The following is a 24,163-nucleotide window of genomic DNA, read 5'->3' as shown; positions in this document are numbered from 1 at the left end:
TTCGGTGGAGCTGAGGGGAATCGAACCCCTGACCTTCTCGATGCGAACGAGACGCGCTACCAACTGCGCTACAGCCCCTGGCAAAACCTGTTGACCCTTACTTGGTGCTCGCAGAGCTTATCAGCGCCCCACGAGCACCCGCCAGCGGGGGTCACTCCCCCACGGCTCGCCGGTAAGGGCTGGCTCCGGGCTCGTCCAGCTCCTCGAAGGCCGGGTCCTCGTCGTCCAGGTCGACCACGACGGCTTGGCGGCGGATGCGGGACATCGGAGACGGCTTGCGCTCCACGATCTCGCGGCGCTGCGGGGCGACCACTTCGACGTCGTCCTGCTCTCGGGTCGGCTCGGGCTTCGCGGCGGGCTGGGTCACTGCGATGGGCCCGGCCGACGGCACCTTGACCGGCGGGGGCTCAGCCGTGCGCGTACCGCTGTAGCGGGCCATCCGCCGCTGCCGGATCTCGTTTTCGATCCGGACCTGACGACGCAGGTAACCGAGGTAGCCGATGAGGACGACGTCCACCACAGCGTGCCCCCACCACACGACGGGCAGCACGAATCCCGCGAAGATGGCCGAACCGACCGCGACCACCAGCAGGATCACCACGATCCGCTGCCGGAAGGCGTACTTGGCCCGCGCGGCGATGTCCGCCGCCTCGGGGTCGAACCCCCCGCGGCCGGGTCGGTAGCTCGCCCGGCGCTCGCGCCTCGGCTCGTCCCGGACCGCCCGGGCCGGCTGCGGCAGCGGCTCAGGCGCGGGTTCCTCTTCTTCGAGGTCGGCGTCGAGCTCCGCCTCGAGCTCGGCGAGGTCCTCCTCCACCGAAGGCTTCGCATTCTCGGACATGGCGAACTTCTCCCGTCCCTCGTCGCGAGAGCTCCCGCTGCGCACGACCCGCGCGGCCAGCGCGGAGGTGGGCGTTCGCGCGACCTGCTGGCGCTTCCGGGCCACCATGGGCACGAGAACGACCAGCCACGCCGCGGCGAGCGCGACGATGATCACCGAACTGGGCATCCCCGCCACCTCCCCCGAAATCCTCTGCTGTAGTCACGCTAGCCACAACAGTCACACAGGAAGCGCAGACTCGCCGACTTCGATCACGAAAAACCGCCACCGGATTAGGTGAATCTCACAGTATGTGGTAACGCGTGATCGGAGCCCGACCCGCAGTCACCACGAAGCGTCACGGTCAGGCGTAACCGGCGCGACCGGTCGACACGAGCCGGGACACCAGACCGTCGCCGATCTCCTCTTTCGTCACGGCGAAGCAGAGGTGGTCACGCCACGCGCCGGCCACGTCGAGGTACCGCTCGAACAGACCCTCCTGCCGGTAGCCGGCCTTGACCAGCACGCGCAGGCTGGGGTTGTTCTCCGGCCGGACGGTGGCCTCGAGCCGGTGCAGCCCCGCGGCTTCGAAGGCGTGATCCGTCACGAGCGCGACGGCCGCTGTGGCCACCCCGCCCCGCACGATCTCCGACGAGACCCAGTACCCGATCCAGGCCGAGCGCAGTGAGGCGCGGATCACGTTACCCACCGTGATCTGGCCGGCGAACCTTCCGTCGACCGTGATCGTGAACGGCAGGCACTGCCCCCTCCGCGCGAGCCCTCGCAGCGCCGCCCACTGCGAAGGCCACGACCAGAACGCGTTGCGGTCCGGCCACGGACCGATCCCTGTCGGCTCCCACTGCTCCAGGTGCCCGCGGTCGCGCAGCCGGATGCGGCTCCACTCGCCGGCGTCGCGCAGGCGCACCGGGCGCACCTCGACGATCCCGGCCGGCACCCGAAGCCGGCCGGGGTGGCCCGGCCAGCCGGGATGCCGGCTCTCCACCGGGTAGGTCACGGGAGCCACCGAGGGCCCCCGCTACGCCCGCTGCGCGAGGAAGGTGACCTTGACCTGTTCGCCCGCCGCGACCTCGGTGAGGTCCTCGTCGACGTTGATCAGGCAGTTCGCCTCCGCCAGCGAAGCCAGCAGGTGGGCCCCGGACGTACCGAGCGGCTGCACCAGGTATTCGCCGTTCGCCTCGTCACGCAGGAGCTGACCGCGCAGGTAGCCACGTCGCCCCTTCGTCGAAGTGACGGGCGAGAGCAGGCGCGCGCCGACGATCCGCCGGTGCGGGTTGCGGGTGCCGCGGGCAGCGCGGATCAATGGCCGCACGAGCACCTCGAACACCACCAGCGCGCTCATCGGGTTGCCCGGGATGAGGAAGGTCGGCACCGAGTCCGGACCGAGCCGGCCGAAGCCCTGCACCGAACCCGGGTGCATGCCGACCCGGGTCAGGTCGATGCGGCCCAGCTCGGACAGCGCGGCGTGCACCTCGTCGCCGCTCATGCCGCCGGCCCCGCCCGCGACCACCACGATCTCGGACATCAGCAGGCGGCCTTCGACGATCTCGCGCAGCCGCTTCGGCTCGCTCGACACGATGCCGACGCGGCTGACCTCGGCCCCGGCATCGCGCGCGGCCGCGGCGAGCGCGTAGGAGTTGACGTCGTAGACCTGTCCGACCGACGGCGTGCGGTCGATGTCCACCAGCTCGTCGCCGACGGACACGATCGACACCCGCGGCCTCGGGTAGACCAGCACCTTCGCCCGGCCGACGGCCGCGAGCAGGCCGACCTGAGCGGCGCCGATCGTGTCGCCCTTGCGCACGGCCACGTCACCGATCTGCACGTCTTCGCCCGCGCGGCGCACGTAACCCGCCGAAGGCACGGAACGGTTCACGGTGACCTTGGCCTGGTGGCCGTCGGTGTAAGCGGTGGGCACGACGGCGTCGGCGAGCGTGGGCAGCGGCGCGCCCGTATCGACCCGCACCGCCTGGCCCGGCTGCAGCCGCCGCGGTTGCCGTGAGCCGGCCGGGATCTCCCCGACCACGGGCAGTTGCACCGGCTCCTCCCCGGCCGTGCGGACGTCGACGCTGCGGACCGCGTAACCGTCCACCGCGGCCTGGTCGAACCCGGGCAGCGCGTGCTCCGCGACGACCTCTTCCGCGCAGAGCAAGCCCTGCGCCTCCGAGATCGCCACGCGTACAGGCTGCGGGCGCACGGCTGCGTCCAGCGTCAGCGCGATCTGCGCGTCGACGGAGCGAAACTCCGCCGACGCCTCGGCCGGCTCGGCGCTCTCACCGGCCTGGGGGGCGTCGAGGGAGTCCGTCATGGGCGTTCGGTCCTGATCCGTTCGGTCAGCCACGCGCGTAACGATGGCCCGTAGTCGGGCGTTTCGAGCGCGAAATCGACGGCGGCGCGCAGGAAACCACCCGGATTCCCCAGGTCGTGTCGTCCACCGCGGTGCACCACGATGTGCACCGGGTGCCCTTCCTCGATGAGCAGGGCCACGGCGTCGGTCAGTTGCAGCTCGCCGCCACTGCCCGGTTCGATGCGCCGGAGCGCGTCGAAGATCGCCCGGTCCAGCAGGTAACGACCGGCCGCGGCGTAGGTCGAAGGCGCGTCCTCCGGCTTCGGCTTCTCGACCATCCCGTGCACCTGTTTCACGTCGGGATCGTCGGTGTCGGAGACGTCGAAGACGCCGTACGGCGAGATCTGCTCCTTCGGGATGTCGAACGCGCAGAGCACGCTGCCCCCGTGCTGCGCACGCACGGCGGACATGCGGTCCAGCACGCCGGCCGGCAGGACCAGGTCGTCCGGCAGCAGCACGGCGACGGCGGTGTCCTCGTCGGTCAGGTTCGGCTCGGCCTGCGCGACGGCGTGGCCGAGACCCAGTGCCTGTTCCTGGATGGCCACTTCGACGTCGAGCAGTTCCGGACCGCGACGCACCTTCTCCAGCAGCTCGGTCTTGCCCTTCTCTTCGAGCGTCTTCTCCAGCTCGGGCTGCGGCTCGAAGTACTTGACCACGGCTTCCTTGCCCGGCGAGGTGACGATCACCAGCCGCGTCGCCCCGGCGGCGGCCGCCTCCGAGGCGACCAGCTCGATCCCCGGGGTGTCGACCACGGGCAGCAGCTCTTTCGGCACGGCCTTGGTGGCCGGCAGGAATCGCGTGCCGAGTCCGGCGGCAGGCACGATGGCGGTTCTGAACGTCTGGGTGGATGCGGCGCCCGTCATGGGCGCAAAGCCTAACCTGGTCGCATGCGGGCGCCGGGCAATGAGCACCTGAGCAAGGCGGAGTGGCGTACCCGGGTTCTCCGGGCGCGGGCTTCGCTGAGCCGTTCGGAGCACGCCGAGGAGGCGGCCGCGCTGGCCGCCTCGGCCGTGCCGGTGGCCACCCCGACGGTCTGCGCGTACCTGCCCTTCGGTACCGAGCCGGGCACGGTTTCGCTGCTCGATGCCCTGGTCAAGGCCGGTTCCCGGGTGCTGCTGCCGGTGGTCCCCGACGTCCCGGGGCCGCTCGATTGGGCGGTCTACACCGGTGCCGGCGAGCTGGTCCCGGGGCGGCTTCGAGGCGTTCGTGAACCCGCCGGTCCCCGGCTCGGCGTCGAGGCGGTGACCACGGCAGAACTCACCCTCGTGCCCGCGCTCGGCGTGGACCGCCGGGGGACCCGCCTGGGCCGCGGCGCCGGTTACTACGACCGTTCGCTGGTCTTCGCGGACCCGCGCTCGTTGTTGCTGGCCGTCGTGCGGGCTTCCGAGCTGGTGGAGCAGCTGCCGGGACAGCCGCACGACGTGCCGATGAACGGCGCGCTGACCCCGGCGGGCGTGATCCGCCTGCCCCGGTGTGAGGCGCCGGACAGCGTCGCGCGGGATCCGGACCTCTAAAATGGCCGCAGGGAAGCTTGACGGCGACCCACGGCGTTACCTTCGTCACGTCCTGGAAGCAGCGCCCGGGGCCTTCGGGCGCGGATCAGGCCCGGAGCAGCACGCCCGTACGGGCAGCCCGGCCGTGCGCCGATACCACGTTTGACCAGCGCGGGAATACGCCGGTACCGTCTATTGCTAGCACTCTCGTCGGACGAGTGCCAGCGCATGGAGGAGCACCAGTGCCCACGTATCAGTACGCCTGCAAGGAATGCGACCACCGGTTCGAGGCAGTGCAGTCCTTTTCCGATGCGAGCCTGACGGTCTGCCCCCAGTGCTCCGGCCCGCTGCGCAAGGTCTTCAGCTCGGTGGGCGTCGTGTTCAAGGGCAGCGGCTTCTACCGCAACGACTCCCGCGACGCCGCCAAGTCGAGCACCTCGGCCACGCCGGCGAAGAGCGAGAGCAAGTCGGAAACCAAGACCGAATCGAAGTCCGACGCCAAGTCGTCCTCTTCCTCGTCTTCTTCGGACAGCGGTAGCTCCTCCTCATCGTCCTCCTCGGGTACGACGAAAACGACTGCTGCCGCTTCCTGACCCCCGGTTCGTCCACATCGGGGCAGTTGTCCACAGCCGGCGGATCCACCCCTTTCGCCGTCCCGGCCCCCGTCCCTAACGTCGGTTTCGTGCGGCACCCGAGCCGCACGGAGACCGATGAGGGGGACGATCGTGGAAACCTTGCTCAGCCGCCTTCCCGCGCTGCCCGATCTGAGCCGGCTGCGCGGCCGAAGGGCCCGGCTCGTCCGCCGCTGGCTCGCTGCCGCCCTGCTGCTGGCCGGTCTGATCGTTCTGATCCACCCGGCCTCCGCTCGGGGCACGCCCGGCACGGCCACGGTCGTCTCCGCCCGCGATCTGCCCGCGGGGGCCACCCTGCGCGCCGCCGACCTCAGGCTCGCCGATCTACCGGAGCCGGTCCGGCCGCAGGGAGCGCTCGGCAGCGTCGAAACGGCCGTGGGACGGCTGCTGACCGGCGCCGCGCGGGCCGGAGAACCCCTCACCGACGCCCGGGTGCTCGGCATCCCCGGTACGGGTGAGACCGGCCGGGCGTCGGTGCCGGTCCGGCTCGCCGACGCGGGCGTCGCGGACCTGCTCCGGTCCGGCCAGCACGTCGACGTCGTGGCCGCACCGGACGCCCTGCACCCGGCATCTGTGCTGGCCGAGGACGTCGCGGTGGTCACCGTCAGCCGTCCGGAAGCCGGAGGCGGCCGGGCCGCCGGTCCGTCCACCCAGGGTCCGCTGGTGCTGCTTTCGCTGCCCGTGAGCGTGGCCACACAGGTGGCCGCCACTTCGCTGGAACGGCCCGTTACGGTTACTCTCCGCTAGCCCGGTCCGATTTCCGGCGGGCGAAGCCGTGCCCATCGCAGCGAGCGGCTGAACCCCGCCCCAGCCATTGAGGAGAGGCAGTGCTGAAAGGTTTCAAAGACTTCCTGATGCGTGGCAACGTCGTGGACCTCGCGGTCGCGGTGGTCATCGGCGCCGCGTTCACCTCGATCGTCACGGCGTTCACCACCGGCCTGATCAAACCGCTGATCAACGCCATCGGCGGCAGCAATGCCGCGGACGGCCTCGGCTTCCGGATCCTCGGCCCGAACCAGTCCACCTTCATGGACTTCGGCAGCGTGATCAACGCGGCGATCAACTTCGTGATCGTGGCCGCGATCGTCTACTTCCTGTTCGTGCTGCCGGTCAAGCACCTGCAGGAGCGGCGCAAGCGCGGCCAGGAGCCGGGCCCGGCCGAGCCGACCGACGTGGAGCTGCTCACGGAGATCCGCGACCTGCTGCGGGCCCAGTCCGCCACCGGCCGCACCGGCGACTGAGCGTCACCGGTCGTGGTGCGGTGGCCGGTTCTCGAGGTACCAGGAGTCCGGGGTGACCCGGTCCTGGTCACCCTCGTCCCGTTCGTCAGAGGTCGTCTCGGGCAGCACGTCGCCGAAGATTTCGTCGAGCCGGCGTGCGGCCCGGGCGTCCCGTCGATCGTCGCGCGGCATGGGTCCATGGTCCCACCCGCTGGTTGACAACTGCAGAGAGATCCGGTTCTAGACCTCGTCGAGGCCGGAGAGCTCGTCGATCACGTGGGGCACCAGCGAGGAGAGCGTGGCCATGCCGTCGCGCACCGCGGCGCGCGAACCGGCCAGGTTGACCACCAGGGTGCTGCCGGACACGCCGGCCAGGCCGCGGGAGATCCCGGCGTCGACCGCGCCCGCGGCGAGGCCGGAAGCGCGCAGTGCCTCACCGATGCCCGGGATCGGCCGGTCGAGCACGCCGGAGGTGGCGTCGGGGGTGCGATCGCGCGGCGACACCCCGGTGCCGCCGACGGTGATCACCAGGTCGGCGCCGCCGATCACGGCCGTGTTGAGCGCGTTGCGGATGCCGGCGGTCTCGGCCTCGACCACCACCACGCCGTCGACGATGAACCCGGCCTCTTCGAGCAGCTCGGTGACGAGCGGCCCGGTGTTGTCCTCGTGCTCCCCGTGGGCGACCCGGTCGTCCACGATCACCACGAGGGCCCGCCCCAGCCGCTGTGCGCTCCGTTCCATACCGACACCGTATCCGGTTCGGGCTTTCCGGCGCCGCCGCGGGGCGCGGTGACTTCTGACGATTCGGTGACGTGGCCCGGTTCGGCCGCGCCGGGTGTCCACCACCCGCAATACCGTCGGAGAAGTGCGTGTACTGATCACTGGCGGGGCCGGGTTCATCGGCTCCCACATCGCCGACCAGCTGGCCGACTCGGGCGACGAGGTCGTGGTGCTGGACAGCCTGCTGCCCACCGCCCACGGCTCCACCGTGCCCCCCGCCTACACCGGCCGGCACCGGTTCCTGCGGGGGGACGTGACCGATCCGGAGCTGGTCGCCGAGCTGCTCGACGGCGTGGAGGCGGTCTGCCACCAGGCGGCGGTGGTCGGGCACGGCATCGACCCGTCCGACGCGCCCTCCTACGCGCTGAACAACGACTACGGCACGGCGGTGCTGCTGGCCGGCATGCACGCGGCCGGGATCGGCAAACTCGTGCTGGCGTCGTCGATGGTGGTCTACGGCGAAGGCCGGTACGAATGCCCGTCCCACGGGATCGTGCCACCGGCACCGCGGCGTCAGTCCGATGTGGACGCGGGCCGGTTCGAGCCCACCTGCCGGGAGTGCGGCGCGGAGCTCGGCTGGCGGCTCGTACCGGAGGACGCGCCGCTGATGCCCAGGAGTACCTACGCGGCGACGAAGCTGGCGCAGGAACACCTCGCGGGCGCGTGGGCGCGACAGACCGGCGGCACGGTCTGGGCGATGCGCTACCACAACGTCTACGGCCCGAGGATGCCCCAGAACACGCCCTACGCCGGGGTGGCCTCGCTGTTTCGTTCCTCGCTGGTCCGGGGCGAAGCGCCGACGGTGCTTGAAGACGGACAGCAGCAGCGGGACTTCGTGCACGTCCACGACGTGGCCCGGGCGAACGTACTGGCGTTGCGGACCGCGGGCCCGGAGGGCGAGATCGTGCCGCTGAACGTCTGCTCCGGACAGCCGCACACCGTCGGTGAGCTGGCGGCGGAGCTGGCCCGCGCCTGCGAGGGCCCGGCCCCGCGGGTCGCCGGCGGCGCGCGGCCGGCCGACGTCCGGCACGTGGTCGCCGACCCGGCCCGGGCCCGGGACCTGCTGGGGTTTTCCGCCGAAACCTCGTTCGAGGAGGGCATCGCCGCTTTCGCGACGGCGGAGCTGCGCGCACCGGTCGCCGGCTGAGACGAAGGTCACTTCCCGGAATCAACTCGGGCAGGCCGGTCTTGGTGGAGGGCATGCGGTCCATCGAGCTGGGGAACATCGAGATTCACGCACTGGCCGACGGCCTGCTGCGGCTGCCCACGTCGTTCTTCCCGGGGCTCGACGCCGAGCGACACTCCGACGCCATCGCGCCGGACGGCAAGGTCCACGTGCCGACCGGCGCGTACCTCGTCCGCGGCGGCGGGCGGACGATCCTGGTCGACGCCGGATTCGGCCCGCGGGAGATCGGGTTCGCCGAAGGTGGGCAGTCCGACGGCGTCACGGGCTCGGGCGGCGGGTTGCCCGTGGCGCTGGCCGAGGCCGGTGTCCGGCCGGCGGACATCGACACCCTGGTCCTGACCCACCTGCACGCCGATCACGTCGGCTGGGTGGCCCCGCACGGGGTGCCGTACTTCCCGAACGCCGAGGTGGTCTACGGCGAGGCCGACTGGGCGGAGCTGGTGGAAACCTCCGGACGGCACGATTGGACGCGGATCAGCCTGGAAGCCGTGCGCGCCACCGGGCAGCTGCGCCCCCTGCACGGTGACGTGGAACTCGCGCCGGGCATCACCGCTCGGGCCGCGCCCGGGCACACCCCGGGTCACTACGTGCTGGACCTCGTCTCCGAGGGAAGGCGCGCGGTGCTGTTGGGCGACGTGCTGCACACGCCCGCGCAGCTGGCCGATCCCGGCATCCGGTCTGCCTCCGATACCGATCCGTCGCTCACCCACCGCACGCGCCAGCGGTGGCTGCAAGAGGTCGAAGGCACCGACACGGTCGTCGCCCCCGCACACTTCCCGGGCCTGCAGTTCTTCCGGATCACCGCGGACCGCGTGGCCGAGCCGGTGTCGGCGGTGCCCGCCGGCTGAGGACGGGTTCAGGACGCGGCGAGCGGCAGCCGCACCTCGAAGCGGCAGCCGGGGCCGTGGTTGTGCACGCCGATCTGGCCGCGGTGGGCTTCCACCAGCCCCTTCGCGATGGCCAGGCCGAGCCCGCCGCCGGTGGTGGTACCGCTGCGCTCGGGGGTCCGGGCCTGGGTGCCGCGGAAGGCGACGTCGAAGACCCGGCCGATCTCGTCGTCCGGGATGCCGCCGCAGGAGTCGTCCACGGCGAGCAGGGCCTGGTCGCCGTCGATGTCGATCTGAACGGCGACGGTGCCGTCGGGCGGGGTGTGGCGGATGGCGTTGGACACCAGGTTGCGCACGATCCGCGCGAGCTCCGGATCGCTGCCGGACACCACCGGCCAGGCCTCACCGTTCTCCAGCACCCGCACGCGTTTGCGCTCGGCCACCGGCGACTGCGCGGCCACGGCGTCGCTCACCACGTCCCGCAGCGGCACGGCCGACATGGTCAGCCGCAACGCGCCGGCCGTGATGCGGGAGAGCTCGAACAGGTCCCCGACCATGCCCGAGAGCCGCGTGCTCTCACCGCTGATGCGGTGCGCGTAGTCCGCGACCTCGCTGCGTTCGGAGACCACGCCGTCGGAGAGGGCCTCGGCCATGGCCTGGATACCGGCCAGTGGGCTGCGCAGGTCGTGGCTGATCCAGGCGACCAGCTCGCGCCGCGACTGCTCGGCCGCGCGCTCGCGTTCGCGGGCCTCGCGCTCCCAGACGCTGCGGCGGGCGATCACCCGGCCGAGCATGATCGCGGCGGGCACCGTGACCAACGCGACCAGCAGGCAGACGACCAGCATGGTGGTCAGGGCCGGGGTGAACATGAATCCGCTGATGCCGAGCACCCCGGCCAGCGTGGCGGCCACCGGCACCAGCACGAGCACCGTCAGGGTGCTGGCCAGCGCGCGCCGGCGCAGGAAGTAGAGGGCCAGTCCGCCGAGGGCCGCGACGGGCAGGGCGAACAGCAGGGCGAGCGGGAGGATGTTCAGGACGTGCGAAACCATGCCCCGGAACGATTCGCCGGATTCGATCATCATTGACCCCGGTCGTAGCGATAGCCGACGCCCCACACGGTCGCGACCTTCGACGGCTTGGCCGGGTCGCGTTCGATCTTCTCGCGCAACCGTCGCACGTGGACGGTAACCGTGGACTGGTCGCCGAAGTCCCAGCCCCACACCTTCTCCAGCAAGTCCGAGCGGGAGAAGGCGACTCCGGGGTGGGCCAGGAAGAACGCGAGCAGGTCGAACTCACGGGTGGTGAGCGGGAGCTCGGCGCCGGCGAGGGTGGCCTGGCGGGCGGTCATCTGCAGGCGCAGCTCGCCGTCGGCCAGCTCGGCCGCGGGCGGCGCCGGCCGCGGCATCCGGGCGCGGCGCAGGACCGAAGCCACGCGCAGCGCGAGTTCCTTGGGGCTGAAGGGTTTCGTGACGTAGTCGTCGGCGCCGAGCTGGAGGCCGGCGATGCGGTTCTCCTCCTCGCCCAGCGCGGTCAGCATCACGATCGGCACCTGGCTGATCTGGCGCAACCGGCGGCAGACCTCCAGGCCGTTGATGCCCGGCATCATCACGTCGAGCACCACGAGGTCGGGCTCGCGGTCGGCGAACAGGGCCAGCCCGGCGGCACCGTCCCCGGCCACGTCGACGGTGAAGCCGGCGACCTCGAGATAGCGGCGGACGACGTCGCGCACCGTCTCGTCGTCATCGACCACGAGAACGCGGCCGGCCTGATCGTCCATGCTCACCTCACCAGTTCGTCAGCAGGATGTGGTTGACCGCGAGCGCGGTGACCGCCTGCGCGGCCAGCCACCAGCGGCGACCGCGCACCGGCAGCAGGGCGGTCATCGGCAGCAGCCACACCGCGAACGGCAGCCAGATCCGCTCGGTCTCGGCCTTGGACAGGCCGGAGAGGTCGGCGAACAGGATGGTGACCAGCGCCGCCACGCCGATCAGCAGCAGGGGGTCGCGCAGCAGTTCGCGCCGGGGCTGGGTGAGGAAGGCCCCGGTCACGCCACGGCGGGCGGCGGCGATCACGGCCGGTCCGGCGGCGACGGCGACCGCCGCGAGGTCGGCCCACACCCAGTACGAGTACGGCCGGACCAGCGCGACGCCCTGGTAGTAGCGCTCGACCACGAGGTGGTAGCCCTCCACCCACCAGAACCCGGCCAGCGCGAACACGGCGACCACAGCGAGGGCCCCGACGATGGCCGACACCGCCGCCCGCCACTGGCCGCCGACGACCGCCACCGCGAGCGCGACCAGGCCCAGCAGCACCAAGCCGTAGGACAGGAAGATGCCGAAGCCGAGCAGGACGCCGGCGCCGAACCCGACCGGCACCGCATAGGCGCGGCCACGCTTGAAACCGTTGGCGGACAGGGCGAGCAGCGCGACCCCGGTGGCCGTGACGCCGGTGAACATGCCGTCACCGGAGACGCCGATCCACACCGCGCCGGGAAAGAGGACGGCGAACGGGAGCACGATCCGCGCGGCGTCCGGCCGGCCCAGCAGGGAGACCGCGGCCGGCACCGCGACCGCGGCGAGCGAGCCGATCAGCACGACGGCCGTGGCCGCCCACGCCCCGCCCTGCAGGCCGAGGCGGTCGAGCCAGACGAACACGAGGGTGGCGCCCGGCGGGTGGCCGGACACGTGGGTGGTCCAGGAGTGCGGCTGGAAGTCGAGGATCCGGGAGGAGAACTCGCGCAGGAACTGCGGGATGTCGGTGATGCCGGGGACCTCGTGCAGGTACTCCTGCGGGGTGGTGAGCCGCTCGGTGAACCCACGCGCCCAGCCGTCGACCATCGCGAGGGAGAAGATCCAGGCGAGCGAGGCCACGTACGCGATGGTGAGGGTGAGCCGCCAGGGCAGGCGCGCCGCCACGGCCGGGCCCCAGAGCACGGTACCGGCGGCGATCAGCACGGCGAACACCGAACCCGGGCCCACGTGCGGGATCCAGAGGGCGAACAGCGGCGGGGTCGACGCGTAGATGACCACGCCGGAGTTCGGGCGGTTGTAGTACAGGCCGACCGCCGCGGCCGCGGCGATGAGCAGCACCGCCAGGCCGACCGCGATCAGGTCGGGCCGCAGGCCGCGGTGGGAGCCGGCGGGGGGTTCGGACGCAGGCGGCTCGGCGAGCCGAGCGGCAGAAGTCGACTCGCTCATCCCTGGCAGGGTAGCTTCGCGGGCGCGGGCGCGCGGGGCTGGGCGACGAGCCGTGAGAACTCGGTAAGAACTTGTCACTCTTCCGGTTGGTGTCAGGAAACCGTAAGCAGCGTAAAGCCTCTGGGCCCTCCACTCCGGACCTACGGTACGCCCTGTGAGCGATCTTCAGGTAGACGTCGTACTCCCCTGCCTCGACGAGGCGGGCGCCCTGCCGGCGGTGCTGGCCGTGTTGCCGTCCGGGTACCGCGCGATCGTGGTCGACAACGGCTCGGAAGACGGCTCGCCCGAGGTGGCCGCCGGACTGGGGGCGAAGGTCGTCAGCGAACCTCGGCGCGGCTACGGCGCGGCGGTGCACACCGGCCTCGAAGCCGCCACCGCGGACATCGTGTGCTTCGCCGACGCGGACGGCTCGCTCGACCTGGCCGACCTGCCACGGCTAGTGGCCGCCGTGCACGCGGGCGCCGACCTGGCCGTGGGCCGCCGGGTGCCGACTCATCGCGGGGTCTGGCCGTGGCACGCGAGAGCGGGGAACGCGGTGCTGTCGCTGTTGCTGCGCAGCCGTGGGCTGCCGGTCCGCGACATCGCGCCGCTGCGGGCGGTGCGACGGCGGGCGCTGCTCGACCTCGACGTCACCGATCGCGCCTTCGGCTACCCGCTGGAGCTGCTGATCAAGGCACAGCGGGCGGGCTGGCGGGTACAGGAGTTCGACGTCGGTTACGGCGAACGGGCGAAGGGCACCAAGTCGAAGGTGTCGGGTTCGCTGCGGGGCACGCTGCGCGCGGTCCGCGACTTCGGGAAAGTGCTGGCCCGATGAGCGACCGGTTCTGCCTGCTGGTGGTGGCGAAAGCGCCCGTCCCGGGTTTCGCCAAGACCCGGTTGTGCCCGCCCGCCACCCCGGAACAGGCTGCGGAGATCGCGGCGGCGGCGCTGCTCGACACGCTGGAGGCCGTGTCCGCCACTCCCGGCGCCTTGCCGGTCGTGGCGATGACCGGTGACCTCGGCGCGGCCACTCGCGGCGAGGAGATCGGCCAGGCCCTGCGTGGGGCGACCGTGATCGCGCAGCGCGGCTGGAGCTTCGGCGAGCGGCTCGCCAACGCGCACGCCGACACCGCGGCCGTGCACGCCGGCCTGCCCGTGCTGCAGATCGGCATGGACACTCCGCAGGTGACGCCGGAGCTCCTGGCGGCGGCCATCGAACCGGTGCTGGCCGGTACGCACGACGCCGTGCTCGGCGGAGCCGAAGACGGCGGCTGGTGGGCGCTGGGGCTTCGCGACCCGCGCCGTTCCGAAGTGCTGGTGGACGTGCCGATGTCCCAGGACGACACCGGTGAGCTGACCCGCCGCGCGCTCTCCGCCGCGGGGCCGGAGCCGGGGACGCTGGTCGTACTGTCCGATGTGGACACCATGGCCGATGCCGAACGGGTCGCGGCGACGAGGCCGGGCCGCCGGTTCGCCCGTGCGGTCGGGGCCGTCACGGGAACGGCGGCCGTCCGATGACCGCGCAGCTGACGCACGGCCGCGAGTTCGACCAGGGCCTGCTCGGCCGGCACTGCTGGCTGGAGCTGAAGAACGGCGACCGCATCGAGCTGCCCGTCGAGCGCTGGAGGGACGGCTGCGGCCCGGGTGACACCGTGCTGCTCGACGCGTGCACCGGCCCGACGCTGGACATCGGCTGCGGCCCGGGCCGGCTCACCACGGCGCTGGCCGAGCGCGGGGTCGCGGCGCTGGGTGTGGACAGCTCCCCGACGGCGGTCCGGCTGACGCGCCAGCGTGGCGGGGTGGCGTTGCTGCGCAACGTTTTCGACCGGCTGCCCGGTGAAGGCCGGTGGCATCACGCGCTGCTGGCCGACGGCAACATCGGCATCGGCGGAGACCCCGTCGCGCTGCTGACGCGGATCGGCGCCCTGCTGGCCCCGGGCGGCGACGCGGTGGTCGAGCTGGATCCGCCCGGCCACGGGCTGCGCCACGACCACGTCCGGCTCCGCCCGAACCCCGCCGGAACCTGGTTCACCTGGGCCTGGGTCGGCGCGGACGCGATCGCGGAGGTCGCTTCCCGCGCCGGTTTCCAGGTGAGCTGGACCGCGAGCCGCGGCCACCGCTGGTTCGCCCGCCTGGAGCGGACGTGAGGGACCGGGAAGCCCCCGCGCCACCGCCCGAGGACTCTCCGCCCACAGCAGCGGAGGCCGTCGCGCCGGAGACCGCCGACCCGGCACCGGACAGCCCGCCGGTGCCGGAGATCGCATCGGAGCCGGAACCCGCGTCGGAGCCTTCCGCGCCGGGATCGGAACCCGTCCGGTCGCCGGACTCCGCGCCGGAGCTGGAATCCGGCCCGGAGCCGGTCGAACCAGCCGGGGCCACGGAGTCAGGCGCCACCGGGTCGGTCGCCGTGGCGGCCAAGCCCCGCGCCCGCAACCGCATCGCCGAAGCTCGGGCGCGGTTGGACGAGCGGCTCGAGCGGCTGCCGATCCCCCGGGAGGAGCAGTTCAAGGCCGCGGCGCACGACGAGCGCGTGACCGCGCGGATCGGGATGATGCTGGCCCTGACCTTCAGCGTCTGTTTCGTCACCGGGCTGCTGAGCCACCTCATCCAGCACCCGCCGGAGTGGTTCTCCTGGCCCAGCCGGCCAATCTGGCTGTACCGGGTGACGCAGGGCGCGCACGTGATCTCGGGCATCGCGTCGATCCCGCTGCTGCTGGCGAAGCTGTGGAGCGTGTTCCCGAAGCTGTTCGGCCGGCCCGTCGTCCGCTCGCTGCCGCACGCGCTGGAGCGGCTGTCGATCCTGGTGCTGTCCGGGTCGGCGTTCTTCGAACTGAGCACGGGACTGCTGAACGTCGCGCAGAACTACCCGTGGGGCTTCTACTTCCCCCAGGTGCACTACGCGGTGGCGTGGCTGGCGATCGGGTCGATCCTGGTGCACATCGCCGTGAAGCTGCCGGTCGTGCGGCGGGCCCTGACCCGGGAACCCGCCGCCGGGCCGCAGTCCCTCACCGCTCACCACGAAGCCGGGGCCGCCGTGGCATCCCCGGCCGACGCGGACCCTGAGTCCGGCATCCCGCCACCGGACCATCCGAGTCCCCCGGCACCCACGCTCCACGCCGACCACCCGGACGGCCTGTCCCGCCGGGGTTTTCTGCGCACCACCTGGATCGCCACCGGGGCGGCTGTGATCGCGACCGCGGGTGCCACCGTTCCGTTGCTGCGCAACGTCTCCGGGCTCTCCTGGCGAACCGGTAAAGGCACCCAGGGTCTCCCGGTGAACCGCACCGCAGTGGCGGCCGGAGTGATGCAGACGGCACGGGACCCGTCGTGGCAGCTGTCCATCGTCACGCCCGCGGGCACGAAGAAGTTCTCGCTCGAAGAACTGCGCGCGCTACCGCAGACGACCGTCGAACTGCCGATCGCCTGTGTCGAGGGATGGAGCCAGTCCGCGGTCTGGCGGGGCATCACCATGCCGTCACTGCTGCGGGCGGCGGGCAGCCGGCCGGGGGTGAATCTCCAGGTCTCCTCGCTCGAAAAGGCCGGGATCTACCGCGTCACCATGTTGCCCGGCGAGCACACCGGCGACGACGACACGCTCCTGGCGTTGGAGCTCAACGGCGAGGTGCTCGACCTCGACCACGGTTTCCCGTGCCGGATCATCGCGCCGAGCCGTCCCGGGGTGCTCCAGACCAAGTGGGTCTCGAAGCTGGAGGTGCGGTGAAAGCGATCCGGATCCTGCTCGCCCTGTGCGGGCTTGCCGCGCTGGTCTTCGGGGTGTCGCTGTTCCTGGACTACGCGCTGCCGCTGCGGCCGGATGCCATCAAGACGCTCGTCTGGCTCGTCGGGGCACCGGTGGTTCACGACGCCGTGATCGCCCCCGTGGTCGGGGTCGGCGGGCTGCTGCTCAGCCGCGTCGTGCCGGTCGCCTGGAAGGTACCGGTGGTGGCCGGGGCGGTGCTGACCGCCATTCTCGGCATCCTCGCGTTCCCGCTGCTGTGGCGTACCTACGGCGCGGCACCGGAACCCGGTCTGCACGACGGCAACACGTGGCTGGGGCTGCTGGTCACGCTCGCCGTGGTGTGGGCGCTCGTGCTGCTGACTGGCGCCGCCCGCACGGTCTTCGGCAGCGGCAAGTCCGGGAAGCAAGGCCGGAGGTCTTCCCGTGCCGCCTCCGACTCGGTACGGGAAGACCTCCGTGGGGCGTGAGGTGCCCCCGAACCAGCCGGTTCAAACGTGAACCGCCCACGAATCTTTCGAAACCGGCACGCTCATCGGTCGCCGGCCTGGACCGGGAAAGAACACCGGGGAAGAACACAGCCACGCGCGACCGGCCTGGAGTGCCCGGTCGCGCGCGGCTCGTTGGGGTCCGGCCCCGGTCAGGGGGTCGAGCCTGGCTGGTCTCGGCCGCGACTGGGCGGCCGAGCGATCAGTTGGGCGAGACGGGCTGGCCGCCCAGGGTCACCGGGACCGTCCGGCCGTCGGCGAGGGTGAAGGTCACCTTCTCGTCCGGGGCGCGGGTGCGGATGGCCGCGATCAGCGTGTTCGCGCTGTCGATGGTGCGGTCGCCGATCTTGGTGATCACGTCACCGGACTTGAGGCCGGCCTTCTCCGCCGGGCTGCCCGGGGTGACGTCGCCGAGCTGGGCGCCGCCGTTCTGCGCGTCCTGAACCTTGGCGCCGATGTAGGTCTGGTTGGCGTGACCGGTCTTGATGATGTCGTCGGCGGTGCGACGGGCCTGGTCGATCGGGATGGCGAAGCCGATGCCGACGTTGCCGCCCTGTGAACCGCTCTGGCTGCCCTGACCGGTCTGCGGGCTGTAGATGGCCGAGTTGATCCCGATGACCTGGCCGCTCATGTTCGAAAGCGGGCCGCCGGAGTTGCCCGGGTTGATCGCCGCGTCGGTCTGGACGGCGTCCATCACGGTGGTCTGGTCGGTCTCGTCGCCGCCCGCCTGCACCGGCCGGTGCAGCGAGCTCACGATGCCCGAGGTCACGGTGCCGGTCAGCTCGAACGGCGAGCCGATGGCGACCACGGGCTGGCCGACCTTGAGGTCGTCGGAGCGGCCGAGCTCGACCGGGGTGAGCCCGTTGACCCCGCTGACCTTGACCACGGCGATGTCCGTGGTCGGGTCGCGGCCCACCACCTGCGCGGTCGCCTTCTTGCCGTCCGGGAACACGGCCTGGATCTGACCGCCGTTCGCGGCGACCTCGACCACGTGGTTGTTGGTCAGGATGTAGCCGTCGCTGCTGAGGACGAAACCGGAGCCCTCACCCGCGGCCTGGCGGCCGGAGACCTGCAGCTCGACCACGCTCGGCGACAGCTTCTGCGCCACCGCTTCGACCGAGCCGGCCGGTGCGTTCCCGGTCTGCTCGGCCGGTTTCGGCTGGTCGAGGGCGTTCACCGAGGGGCCGGAGGAGCCACCCGTCAGGTAGCCGACGGTGCCGCCCGCCACGCCACCGATCACCAGCGCGATCGCGGCAACACCGACCATGAGCCGACCCGCGCCGGTCTTCTTCGGCGGCGCCGGGGCCGCGGCGTAGACCGAGGGGTTCAGTGGCTGCGCGCCCGGAGCCGCGTATGGGTTCGCGGGCTGGCCGCCGGTGGCCGGGTACGGGTTGTACTGGGCCTGGGTCGGACCGGTGCCGAACTGGGCCGAACCCGGCTGGGCCGGAGTCTGACCGGTGCCGGCCTGACCCAGGCCGGGGTGGCCGGACTGAGCCGAGTTCGGGCCGGTGGAAGCCTGGCCCGGCTGGGCGCCGGCTTGGGCCTGCGCGCCCTGCGGCGACCACGGGCTCGGCGCGCCGTACCCCGCGTCACCGCTGGTGGGCGCGTGGTGGGCCGGCTCGGCCGGAGCCTGGTACGGGGCGGATGACGGCTCGCCCGAAGCGGGCTGGGTACCGGAGGTCTGGCTCCAGGCCGCCTGGCCCTCGGTGCCCGGCTGGGCACTCGGGTTCTGGCGACCCGCCGCGGAGTCCGGCGCGTGGGGGTCGTTCTCGGTCATGTCCTCACCTAAGCGGGTGGTCCTGAGAGGTTCCTGAGCCGAACCTGTGTTTCGAAGATGAGTCTGCCACCCCCGCGCCCGCTCAGCCCGCTGCGCGCAGCCGTTCCGCGATCTGCTCCGGGGTCGCGTCGTTGATCCACACGGCCATGCCCGACTCCGAGCCGGCCAGGTACTTCAGCTTGTCCTTCGAGCGCAGCACGGAGAACAGCTCGAGGTGCAGCCAGCCCAGTTCGCGGTCACGGTGCACCGGCGCCTGGTGCCAGCCCGCGATGTAGGGCAGCGGGCGGTCGTACAGCGCGTCGCAGCGGCGGAGAACGTCGAGGTACACGTGAGTGAAGTCGTCACGCTCCGCGTCGGTGAGCGACGGGATGTCTGGCACCTGGCGGTGCGCCACGATCTGGATGTGCACCGGCCAGCGCGCCGCGGGCGGCACGAACGCGGTCCAGTGCTCACCCGAGGCGATCACGCGGGCGCCGGACTTCTGCTCGGCCGCCAGCACGTCACCCATCACCGGGCGGCCGTGCTCCTGGGCGTACGCGCGCGCGACGTCCAGCATCCGCTCGGTCTTCGGCGTGACGAACGGGTAGCCGTAGATCTGGCCGTGCGGGTGGGAGAGCGTCACGCCGATCTCTTCGCCGCGGTTCTCGAACGGGAAGACCTGCTCGACCCCCGGGGTCCCGGCCAGCGCCGCGGTGCGGTCGGCCCACGCGTCGAGGACCAGGCGCACCTGCTCGGGGGCGAGCCGGGAGAACGCGCCGTCGTGGTTGCTGGTGAAGCAGACGACCTCGCACCGGCCCCGGCCGGGCGCCGTCGGCACCAGGCCGAGACCGTCCACACTGGACGGATCGCCGGTGACGTTCTGGGAGAACGAGGGGAACCGGTTCTCGAAGACGACCACGTCGTAGTCGGCCTCGGGGACCTCGCTCGGCTTGCCGGGCCGCGTCGGGCACAGCGGGCAGAGGTCGGCGGGCGGCTTGTACGTGCGGGTCTGGCGGTGCGCCGCCATCGCGACCCACTCCCGGGTCAGCGGGTCGAGTCGGATCTCCGAGGCGGCGGCCACCGGCGGGAGGTCCCGGGTGTCCTCGGCGACGCGCTCGGGCGCGCCGGTCCGGTCGAAGTAGATGATCTCCCGGCCGTCGGCCAGGTGCCGCAAAGTGCGCTTCACGCTTCTTCAGCCTCGAGATTCTCCGCCGTCTCGGCGATCATGACTTCTCCTGCGCGTTCGGCGAGGATCTCCCTCGCGGAGTCGGAAAGACCGTCGTCGGTGACCACCACGTGCGCCTCGTCGAGGTCGGCGATGGTCGAGATGCCGACGGTGCCCCACTTGGTGTGGTCGGCGAGCACGACGAGCCGGCGGCCCGCCTCGACCAGCGCGCGGTCGGTCTCGCTCTCGGTGAGGTTCGGCGTGGTGAAGCCCGCCCCCTCGGCCATGCCGTGCACGCCGAGGAAGACCAGGTCGAGGTGCAGCGAACGCAGGCTGTGCACGGCGACGGGCCCGACCAGCGCGTCCGAAGGCGTCCGCACGCCGCCGGTGAGCACCACGGTGCGCTCGGGCTGGGTCGAGGCCCGCAGCACGTCAGCGACCTGGATCGAGTTCGTGACGATGGTGAGGCCGGGAATGGCGTCGAGCGCGCGGGCGAGCGTCCAGGTGGTGGTGCCGGCGGAGATGCCGATCGCGGTGCCGGGCTTGACCAGTCCGGCGGCGAGCGCGGCGATGGCCTCCTTCTGCGCGCGCTGGCGCACGGACTTCGCCTCGAAGCCGGGCTCGTCGGTGCTCTTGCCGACCACGGAGGTGGCGCCGCCGTAGACCTTCTCGACCAGCCCGCGGCCGGCGAGCACGTCGAGATCGCGGCGCACCGTCATGTCGGACACGCCCAGCCTCGTCACGAGGTCACTGACCCGGACCGCGCCGGTCCGGCGTGCCTCTTCGAGGATCACCGCCTGTCGCTGCCGCGCGAGCACCGCCACTCCTCCGCCACCAGGAACCGTCCGCTCCAAGGAAATCAACAACTACACAAAATCCTACACGATTCAACATGCCCGGCGACGGAGGCGCCACTCGCATGGCGTCCCCCGCGCGGGCGAGGCGAGCTGCCACGACGGACGCCCCTTTCCCTGCGGCGCTCGCGGTGCTTTCGGCCCGCCGGGAGCTCAGCCCGGCGCGCCCGGCAGCCGGATCGTGAGCAGGGCCCCGCCTTCCGGGGCACGCATGGCGTAGACCGTTCCGCCGTGGCGTTCGGCCGCGTGCTTGACGATCGCCAGCCCCAGCCCGGAGCCGGGCAGCGTGCGGGCTTCGGACGAGCGGTAGAAGCGGTCGAACACCTTGGGCAGATCCTCGTCGGCGATGCCCGGACCGGCGTCGGCGACTTCGACCACCGCCGTTCCGTCGCCCAGAGCGCGCAGCGAAACCCGGACTCGCGAGCCCGGCGGGGAGAACTTCACGGCGTTGTCCAGCAGGTTCAGCACCGCTCGTTCCAGCCCGCTGTTGTCGCCCGTGAGCACCCACGGCTCCAGCGCCACGTCGAACTCGATCTCGCCGGCGCGGCGGCGGGCTCGGTCCAGCGCACGTTCCACGACCTCGACCAGCTCGACGCGCTCGGTGTGCTCGCGCGGCTCGTCCTGCCGGGCCAGCTCCACCAGGTCGCCGATGAGCTGCGTGAGCTCGTCGATCTGCCCGCGGATGTCGGCCTCGATGTCGGCGCGGTCCTCCTCCGGCAGCGTGCGGGCGCCCGGCCGGCTGGCCGAGAGCAGCAGCTCCAGGTTGGTGCGCAACGAGGTCAGCGGAGTGCGCAGCTCGTGCCCGGCGTCGGCCACGAGCTGCCGCTGCCGTTCCTGCGAGTCGGCGACCGTGCCGAGCATGGTGTTGAAGCTCTGGGTCAGCCGCGCGAGCTCGTCGTCGCCGCTGACCGGGATGGGCCGAAGGTCGCCGGTGGCGGCGACGCGCTCGGTGGCCGAGGTCAGGCGGTCCACCGGTCGCAGGCCGGCCCGCGCGACGGCCGTGCCCGCGCCCGCGGCCACCACGATCCCGGCGCCGCCCACGAGGAACAGCACCACGGCCAGCTCGTTCAGGGTTCGCTTGGTCGGCTCCATGGACTGCGCGAGCACCATGGCCTCCCCGTGCCCGGAGGGGAGCGCGACCACGCGGGTGTCGGTCGCGAGGTCCGTGCGAAGCGACTGCGGCGAAGCCCCTAAAGCCACAGCCAGCTCGGAGGCCCCGTACGGCGGCGGCGAGCCGGCCTGGGGGTAGGTCAGCTCGACGGGCCAGGCGTTGAGCTGGCCGATCTGCAGGTCCGCGCTGGCCAGGAAGGCGCCGGGGACCTGCTTGAGCTGCGTCTGCACCTGGGGCGAGTTGACCGCCGCCTGCGCCCGGGCCAGCAGGTTGTCGTCGAGCTGCTGGTAGAGGTTGCTGGAGACGATCATGTACGCGCCGAGCGAAACGAGCGCGACGGCGCCGGCCACGCAGGCCGCGGCCAGCAGCGTCACGCGGCCGCGCAGCGAGAACCGGCGGGTGCTCCAGCGTTCGCCGCGCGGGTCGCCGACGTCGACCACGGGCACGGTGCCGGTCACGGCGGGGTTTCGCGCAGGACGTACCCCACGCCCCGCACCGTGTGGATCAGCCTCGGCTCCCCGTCCGCCTCCGTCTTGCGGCGCAAGTAACCGACGTAGACCTCCAGCGCGTTGCCCGACGTCGGGAAGTCGTAACCCCATACTTCCTCCAGAATCCGTCCCCGGGTCAGCACGTGCTTGGGGTAGGAGAGAAACAGCTCGAGCAGCGCGAACTCGGTGCGGGTGAGGCTGATCTCGCGGCCGCCGCGGCGGACCTCGCGCGTGCCCGGGTCCAGGGTCAGGTCGGCGAACGACAGCGCCTCCGACGTCTCGCCCGGCTCGTTGTCCGGGACCGCGCGGCGCAGCAGCGCGCGCAGCCGGGCCAGCAGTTCCTCCAGCGCGAACGGCTTGGGCAGGTAGTCGTCGGCGCCGGCGTCGAGCCCGGAGACCCGGTCGGAGACGGTGTCGCGGGCGGTCAGCACGAGGATCGGCAGGTCGTCGCCGGTGCTGCGCAGGCGGCGCGCCACCTCCAGCCCGTCGAGGCGCGGCATCATCACGTCGAGCACCATCGCGTCCGGCCGGTTCGCGATGATCGTCTCCAGGGCCTGCGCACCATCACTGGCGAGTTCCACCTGGTAGCCGTTGAACTCCAGGGATCGCCTGAGCGATTCACGGACGGCGCGGTCGTCGTCCACCACAAGGATGCGCATGACCTCAGTCTTACGCAGCGTGCTGAGACTCGCCTAAGAACACACTCAGAACTCACAAAGGATCAGTCCGGCTCCGGGTCCGGTCCGGTCGGCCGGGCCACCGGCGCGTTCCAGTGCCGCCACAGCGCCAGCACGCGGACGGTGACCACGGCAGCGGCCGCCACGATCGTGACCGGACCGGCCGGCAGTCGCAGAGCGTGACCGATACCGACGAGCACCGCCCCGGCCAGCGCCGCCACCGCGTAGATCTCCTTGCGCAGGACCAGCGGGATCTCCCGCAGCAGCAGGTCCCGCACCGCTCCGCCGCCGATACCGGTGGTCATGCCGATCAGGCACGCGGCGTACACGGTGGCGCCGGAGTTGAGCGCGATCGTGGTCCCGCTGGTGGCGACGACGCCGAGCCCCAGCGCGTCGGCGAGCAGCACGGCGCGCCGCAACCGCGCGACCTGCGGGTGGAACGCGAACACGATCAGTGCCGTGGCCGCGCACACGGCGAGGTACGGCCAGTTGCGCAGCGTGGTCGGCGGGTGGATGCCGAGCAGCACGTCGCGGATGACCCCGCCGCCCAGCGCCGTGGTGAGGCCGACGACGACCACGCCGAACACGTCGAGCCGCGCCCGCACCGCGGCGAGCGCGCCCGACGCCGCGAACGCCACGAGCCCGAGGAACTCGAGCGCGGTGAGCGCCATCTACTGGTCGAGCAGCCCGCCGCGGTAGGCCAGGAGCGCGGCCTGCACGCGGTTGGCGGCGCCGATCTTGGAGAGCACGGCGGAGACGTACCCCTTGACCGTGGCCTCGGACAGGTGCAGCCGCCCGCCGATCTCCGCGTTGGACAGCCCCTGCCCGATCAGCGCGACGACCTCGCGCTCGCGCTCGGAGAGGGAGGCCAGCAGCTTGCGCGCCGGCTGGGCGGCGCGCTGCTCGTCCCGGTGGGTCTGCACCATCCGCGCGGCCACCCCGGGATCCAGCACGGCCCCGCCTTTGGCCAGGTCACGCACGGCGCGCAGCAACGCGGCGGGGTCGATGTCCTTCAGCAGGAACCCGTTCGCGCCGAGCCGCAGCGCGAGGCTGACGTACTCGTCGATGTCGAACGTGGTCAGCATCGCGACCGTGGGCGGGTCGGGCAGCGCGAGGATGGCCCGCAGCGCCCGGATGCCGTCGTCGGGCGCCCGCATCTTGATGTCCAGCAGCGCCACGTCCGGGTGATACCGGCGCGCGACCTCCACCGCGGATCTGCCGTCGCTCGCCTCACCCACGATTTCGATGTCCGCAGCCCCGGCCATCATGGCGCGCAGCCCCGAACGAACCAGTTCCTCGTCGTCGGCGAACATGAGCTTGATCAACGAAGCCCTCCGGCAGCCGGTGGTGGAGGCGGCTCCCCGCATCCCGTTAAGGAAGATTACCTACTGT

General features: G+C 72.1%; 27 protein-coding genes and 1 tRNA gene. 11 read left to right on the top strand and 17 right to left on the bottom strand.

What is annotated here, in order from left to right:
- Positions 1 to 5: 5 nt before the first annotated feature.
- From NYF13_RS10345 to NYF13_RS10325, 5 genes are all read right to left on the bottom strand, one after another.
- Positions 6 to 78: transfer RNA gene (locus tag NYF13_RS10345), tRNA-Ala, on the bottom strand.
- A 73-nt stretch (positions 79 to 151) separates the two neighbouring features.
- Positions 152 to 1,006, bottom strand: a complete 855-nt coding sequence (glpR, locus tag NYF13_RS10340; protein WP_315655903.1) for a gephyrin-like molybdotransferase receptor GlpR — start codon at positions 1,004 to 1,006, stop codon at positions 152 to 154.
- A gap of 175 nt (positions 1,007 to 1,181) precedes the next feature.
- A complete protein-coding gene (locus NYF13_RS10335) occupies positions 1,182 to 1,841 on the bottom strand; it encodes a GNAT family protein (RefSeq protein ID WP_315655901.1) in 660 nt (219 codons plus the stop codon).
- Between the two features lie 12 nt (positions 1,842 to 1,853).
- Positions 1,854 to 3,143, bottom strand: coding sequence for a gephyrin-like molybdotransferase Glp (glp, locus tag NYF13_RS10330; protein WP_315655899.1), 1,290 nt, complete (start codon positions 3,141 to 3,143; stop codon positions 1,854 to 1,856).
- Positions 3,140 to 4,045, bottom strand: coding sequence for a UTP--glucose-1-phosphate uridylyltransferase (locus NYF13_RS10325; RefSeq protein WP_315655897.1), 906 nt, complete (start codon positions 4,043 to 4,045; stop codon positions 3,140 to 3,142). The genes glp and NYF13_RS10325 overlap by 4 nt, the downstream gene beginning before the upstream one ends.
- Before the next feature lie 24 nt (positions 4,046 to 4,069).
- Between NYF13_RS10325 and NYF13_RS10320 the strand changes: the two genes are divergently transcribed.
- The 4 genes from NYF13_RS10320 (at position 4,070) to mscL (ending at position 6,548) form a co-directional block, all read left to right on the top strand.
- On the top strand, positions 4,070 to 4,696 hold the full coding sequence (locus NYF13_RS10320) for a 5-formyltetrahydrofolate cyclo-ligase (RefSeq protein ID WP_315655895.1): 627 nt from the start codon (positions 4,070 to 4,072) through the stop codon (positions 4,694 to 4,696).
- A 221-nt stretch (positions 4,697 to 4,917) separates the two neighbouring features.
- Positions 4,918 to 5,268 (top strand): FmdB family zinc ribbon protein, encoded by a 351-nt coding sequence (locus tag NYF13_RS10315; RefSeq protein WP_315655893.1) that lies wholly within the window; start codon positions 4,918 to 4,920, stop codon positions 5,266 to 5,268.
- A gap of 117 nt (positions 5,269 to 5,385) precedes the next feature.
- Positions 5,386 to 6,054 carry an SAF domain-containing protein gene (locus NYF13_RS10310; RefSeq protein ID WP_315655891.1) on the top strand — a complete coding sequence of 223 codons (669 nt, stop codon included), beginning with the start codon at positions 5,386 to 5,388 and terminating at the stop codon, positions 6,052 to 6,054.
- An 80-nt stretch (positions 6,055 to 6,134) separates the two neighbouring features.
- Positions 6,135 to 6,548 carry a large-conductance mechanosensitive channel protein MscL gene (gene mscL, locus NYF13_RS10305; RefSeq protein WP_315655890.1) on the top strand — a complete coding sequence of 138 codons (414 nt, stop codon included), beginning with the start codon at positions 6,135 to 6,137 and terminating at the stop codon, positions 6,546 to 6,548.
- A 3-nt stretch (positions 6,549 to 6,551) separates the two neighbouring features.
- On the opposite strand, the gene NYF13_RS10300 is transcribed toward mscL, so the two are convergent.
- Positions 6,552 to 6,719, bottom strand: a complete 168-nt coding sequence (locus NYF13_RS10300; protein ID WP_315655888.1) for a hypothetical protein — start codon at positions 6,717 to 6,719, stop codon at positions 6,552 to 6,554.
- Positions 6,720 to 6,767: 48 nt separating this feature from the next.
- Positions 6,768 to 7,268: a MogA/MoaB family molybdenum cofactor biosynthesis protein gene (locus tag NYF13_RS10295; RefSeq protein ID WP_315655886.1), complete on the bottom strand. Its 501-nt coding sequence runs from the start codon at positions 7,266 to 7,268 to the stop codon at positions 6,768 to 6,770.
- Positions 7,269 to 7,392: 124 nt separating this feature from the next.
- On the opposite strand from NYF13_RS10295, the gene NYF13_RS10290 reads away from it, so the two are divergent.
- Together NYF13_RS10290 and NYF13_RS10285 are read left to right on the top strand one after the other, a co-directional pair.
- Positions 7,393 to 8,454 carry an NAD-dependent epimerase/dehydratase family protein gene (locus NYF13_RS10290; RefSeq protein WP_315655884.1) on the top strand — a complete coding sequence of 354 codons (1,062 nt, stop codon included), beginning with the start codon at positions 7,393 to 7,395 and terminating at the stop codon, positions 8,452 to 8,454.
- 53 nt (positions 8,455 to 8,507) lie between these two features.
- Positions 8,508 to 9,341, top strand: a complete 834-nt coding sequence (locus tag NYF13_RS10285) for an MBL fold metallo-hydrolase (RefSeq protein ID WP_315655882.1) — start codon at positions 8,508 to 8,510, stop codon at positions 9,339 to 9,341.
- Positions 9,342 to 9,349: 8 nt separating this feature from the next.
- Here NYF13_RS10285 and NYF13_RS10280 read toward each other — a convergent pair whose 3' ends face one another.
- Genes NYF13_RS10280 through NYF13_RS10270 form a run of 3 tightly spaced genes read right to left on the bottom strand, consistent with a single transcriptional unit; the run spans position 9,350 to position 12,517 of the window.
- Positions 9,350 to 10,399, bottom strand: a complete 1,050-nt coding sequence (locus NYF13_RS10280; RefSeq protein WP_315657298.1) for a HAMP domain-containing sensor histidine kinase — start codon at positions 10,397 to 10,399, stop codon at positions 9,350 to 9,352.
- The gene (locus tag NYF13_RS10275; protein WP_315655880.1) at positions 10,399 to 11,097 is read right to left on the bottom strand and encodes a response regulator transcription factor; all 699 of its coding nucleotides are present in this window, start codon (positions 11,095 to 11,097) and stop codon (positions 10,399 to 10,401) included. The genes NYF13_RS10280 and NYF13_RS10275 overlap by 1 nt, the downstream gene beginning before the upstream one ends.
- Before the next feature lie 7 nt (positions 11,098 to 11,104).
- On the bottom strand, positions 11,105 to 12,517 hold the full coding sequence (locus NYF13_RS10270) for a hypothetical protein (protein WP_315655878.1): 1,413 nt from the start codon (positions 12,515 to 12,517) through the stop codon (positions 11,105 to 11,107).
- Between the two features lie 154 nt (positions 12,518 to 12,671).
- Between NYF13_RS10270 and NYF13_RS10265 the strand changes: the two genes are divergently transcribed.
- The 5 genes from NYF13_RS10265 to NYF13_RS10245 all read left to right on the top strand — a co-directional run bounded on the left by NYF13_RS10265 (position 12,672) and on the right by NYF13_RS10245 (position 16,702).
- Positions 12,672 to 13,331, top strand: a complete 660-nt coding sequence (locus NYF13_RS10265; protein WP_315655876.1) for a glycosyltransferase family 2 protein — start codon at positions 12,672 to 12,674, stop codon at positions 13,329 to 13,331.
- Positions 13,328 to 14,014 (top strand): DUF2064 domain-containing protein, encoded by a 687-nt coding sequence (locus NYF13_RS10260; RefSeq protein ID WP_315655874.1) that lies wholly within the window; start codon positions 13,328 to 13,330, stop codon positions 14,012 to 14,014. Before NYF13_RS10265 ends, NYF13_RS10260 begins: the two co-directional genes overlap by 4 nt.
- Positions 14,011 to 14,643 (top strand): class I SAM-dependent methyltransferase, encoded by a 633-nt coding sequence (locus NYF13_RS10255; RefSeq protein ID WP_315655871.1) that lies wholly within the window; start codon positions 14,011 to 14,013, stop codon positions 14,641 to 14,643. The genes NYF13_RS10260 and NYF13_RS10255 overlap by 4 nt, the downstream gene beginning before the upstream one ends.
- Before the next feature lie 401 nt (positions 14,644 to 15,044).
- A complete protein-coding gene (locus NYF13_RS10250) occupies positions 15,045 to 16,217 on the top strand; it encodes a molybdopterin-dependent oxidoreductase (RefSeq protein WP_315657297.1) in 1,173 nt (390 codons plus the stop codon).
- Positions 16,214 to 16,702 carry a hypothetical protein gene (locus tag NYF13_RS10245; protein ID WP_315655869.1) on the top strand — a complete coding sequence of 163 codons (489 nt, stop codon included), beginning with the start codon at positions 16,214 to 16,216 and terminating at the stop codon, positions 16,700 to 16,702. Before NYF13_RS10250 ends, NYF13_RS10245 begins: the two co-directional genes overlap by 4 nt.
- 220 nt (positions 16,703 to 16,922) lie before the next feature.
- On the opposite strand, the gene NYF13_RS10240 is transcribed toward NYF13_RS10245, so the two are convergent.
- From NYF13_RS10240 to NYF13_RS10210, 7 genes are all read right to left on the bottom strand, one after another.
- A complete protein-coding gene (locus NYF13_RS10240; protein WP_315655867.1) occupies positions 16,923 to 18,497 on the bottom strand; it encodes a trypsin-like peptidase domain-containing protein in 1,575 nt (524 codons plus the stop codon).
- A gap of 82 nt (positions 18,498 to 18,579) precedes the next feature.
- Positions 18,580 to 19,662, bottom strand: coding sequence for a galactose-1-phosphate uridylyltransferase (galT, locus tag NYF13_RS10235; protein WP_315655865.1), 1,083 nt, complete (start codon positions 19,660 to 19,662; stop codon positions 18,580 to 18,582).
- Positions 19,659 to 20,459, bottom strand: a complete 801-nt coding sequence (locus NYF13_RS10230) for a DeoR/GlpR family DNA-binding transcription regulator (protein WP_315655863.1) — start codon at positions 20,457 to 20,459, stop codon at positions 19,659 to 19,661. The genes galT and NYF13_RS10230 overlap by 4 nt, the downstream gene beginning before the upstream one ends.
- A 189-nt stretch (positions 20,460 to 20,648) precedes the next feature.
- Complete coding sequence (locus NYF13_RS10225; RefSeq protein ID WP_315655861.1) at positions 20,649 to 22,064, bottom strand: HAMP domain-containing sensor histidine kinase; 1,416 nt, start codon at positions 22,062 to 22,064, stop codon at positions 20,649 to 20,651.
- Positions 22,061 to 22,753 (bottom strand): response regulator transcription factor, encoded by a 693-nt coding sequence (locus tag NYF13_RS10220; protein WP_315655858.1) that lies wholly within the window; start codon positions 22,751 to 22,753, stop codon positions 22,061 to 22,063. The genes NYF13_RS10225 and NYF13_RS10220 overlap by 4 nt, the downstream gene beginning before the upstream one ends.
- Before the next feature lie 62 nt (positions 22,754 to 22,815).
- Entirely contained in the window at positions 22,816 to 23,442 is a 627-nt protein-coding gene (locus NYF13_RS10215) for a TRIC cation channel family protein (protein WP_315655856.1), read from the bottom strand.
- Positions 23,443 to 24,096 (bottom strand): response regulator transcription factor, encoded by a 654-nt coding sequence (locus NYF13_RS10210; protein WP_315657296.1) that lies wholly within the window; start codon positions 24,094 to 24,096, stop codon positions 23,443 to 23,445. It lies immediately after the preceding gene.
- Positions 24,097 to 24,163 lie beyond the last annotated feature (67 nt).

The organism is Amycolatopsis sp. PS_44_ISF1 (genome assembly GCF_032335455.1).
Taxonomy (GTDB): domain Bacteria; phylum Actinomycetota; class Actinomycetes; order Mycobacteriales; family Pseudonocardiaceae; genus Amycolatopsis.
Note: the sequence above shows the minus strand (reverse complement) of the source record. Positions and strands in the feature narration are given on the sequence as shown.

Excerpts from the sequence above, each read along its gene's own strand:
- NYF13_RS10270 (WP_315655878.1), bottom strand. The coding sequence starts at position 12,517 with ATGAGCGAGTCGACTTCTGCCGCTCGGCTCGCCGAGCCGCCTGCGTCC.
- NYF13_RS10300 (WP_315655888.1), bottom strand. The coding sequence starts at position 6,719 with ATGCCGCGCGACGATCGACGGGACGCCCGGGCCGCACGCCGGCTCGAC.
- NYF13_RS10240 (WP_315655867.1), bottom strand. The coding sequence starts at position 18,497 with ATGACCGAGAACGACCCCCACGCGCCGGACTCCGCGGCGGGTCGCCAG.
- NYF13_RS10255 (WP_315655871.1), top strand. The coding sequence starts at position 14,011 with ATGACCGCGCAGCTGACGCACGGCCGCGAGTTCGACCAGGGCCTGCTC.
- NYF13_RS10325 (WP_315655897.1), bottom strand. The coding sequence starts at position 4,045 with ATGACGGGCGCCGCATCCACCCAGACGTTCAGAACCGCCATCGTGCCT.
- NYF13_RS10320 (WP_315655895.1), top strand. The coding sequence starts at position 4,070 with ATGCGGGCGCCGGGCAATGAGCACCTGAGCAAGGCGGAGTGGCGTACC.
- NYF13_RS10280 (WP_315657298.1), bottom strand. The coding sequence starts at position 10,399 with ATGATCGAATCCGGCGAATCGTTCCGGGGCATGGTTTCGCACGTCCTG.
- NYF13_RS10220 (WP_315655858.1), bottom strand. The coding sequence starts at position 22,753 with ATGCGCATCCTTGTGGTGGACGACGACCGCGCCGTCCGTGAATCGCTC.
- NYF13_RS10310 (WP_315655891.1), top strand. The coding sequence starts at position 5,386 with ATGAGGGGGACGATCGTGGAAACCTTGCTCAGCCGCCTTCCCGCGCTG.
- glp (WP_315655899.1), bottom strand. The coding sequence starts at position 3,143 with ATGACGGACTCCCTCGACGCCCCCCAGGCCGGTGAGAGCGCCGAGCCG.
- glpR (WP_315655903.1), bottom strand. The coding sequence starts at position 1,006 with ATGCCCAGTTCGGTGATCATCGTCGCGCTCGCCGCGGCGTGGCTGGTC.
- NYF13_RS10250 (WP_315657297.1), top strand. The coding sequence starts at position 15,045 with ATGATGCTGGCCCTGACCTTCAGCGTCTGTTTCGTCACCGGGCTGCTG.
- NYF13_RS10275 (WP_315655880.1), bottom strand. The coding sequence starts at position 11,097 with ATGGACGATCAGGCCGGCCGCGTTCTCGTGGTCGATGACGACGAGACG.
- NYF13_RS10215 (WP_315655856.1), bottom strand. The coding sequence starts at position 23,442 with ATGGCGCTCACCGCGCTCGAGTTCCTCGGGCTCGTGGCGTTCGCGGCG.
- NYF13_RS10260 (WP_315655874.1), top strand. The coding sequence starts at position 13,328 with ATGAGCGACCGGTTCTGCCTGCTGGTGGTGGCGAAAGCGCCCGTCCCG.
- NYF13_RS10285 (WP_315655882.1), top strand. The coding sequence starts at position 8,508 with ATGCGGTCCATCGAGCTGGGGAACATCGAGATTCACGCACTGGCCGAC.
- NYF13_RS10295 (WP_315655886.1), bottom strand. The coding sequence starts at position 7,268 with ATGGAACGGAGCGCACAGCGGCTGGGGCGGGCCCTCGTGGTGATCGTG.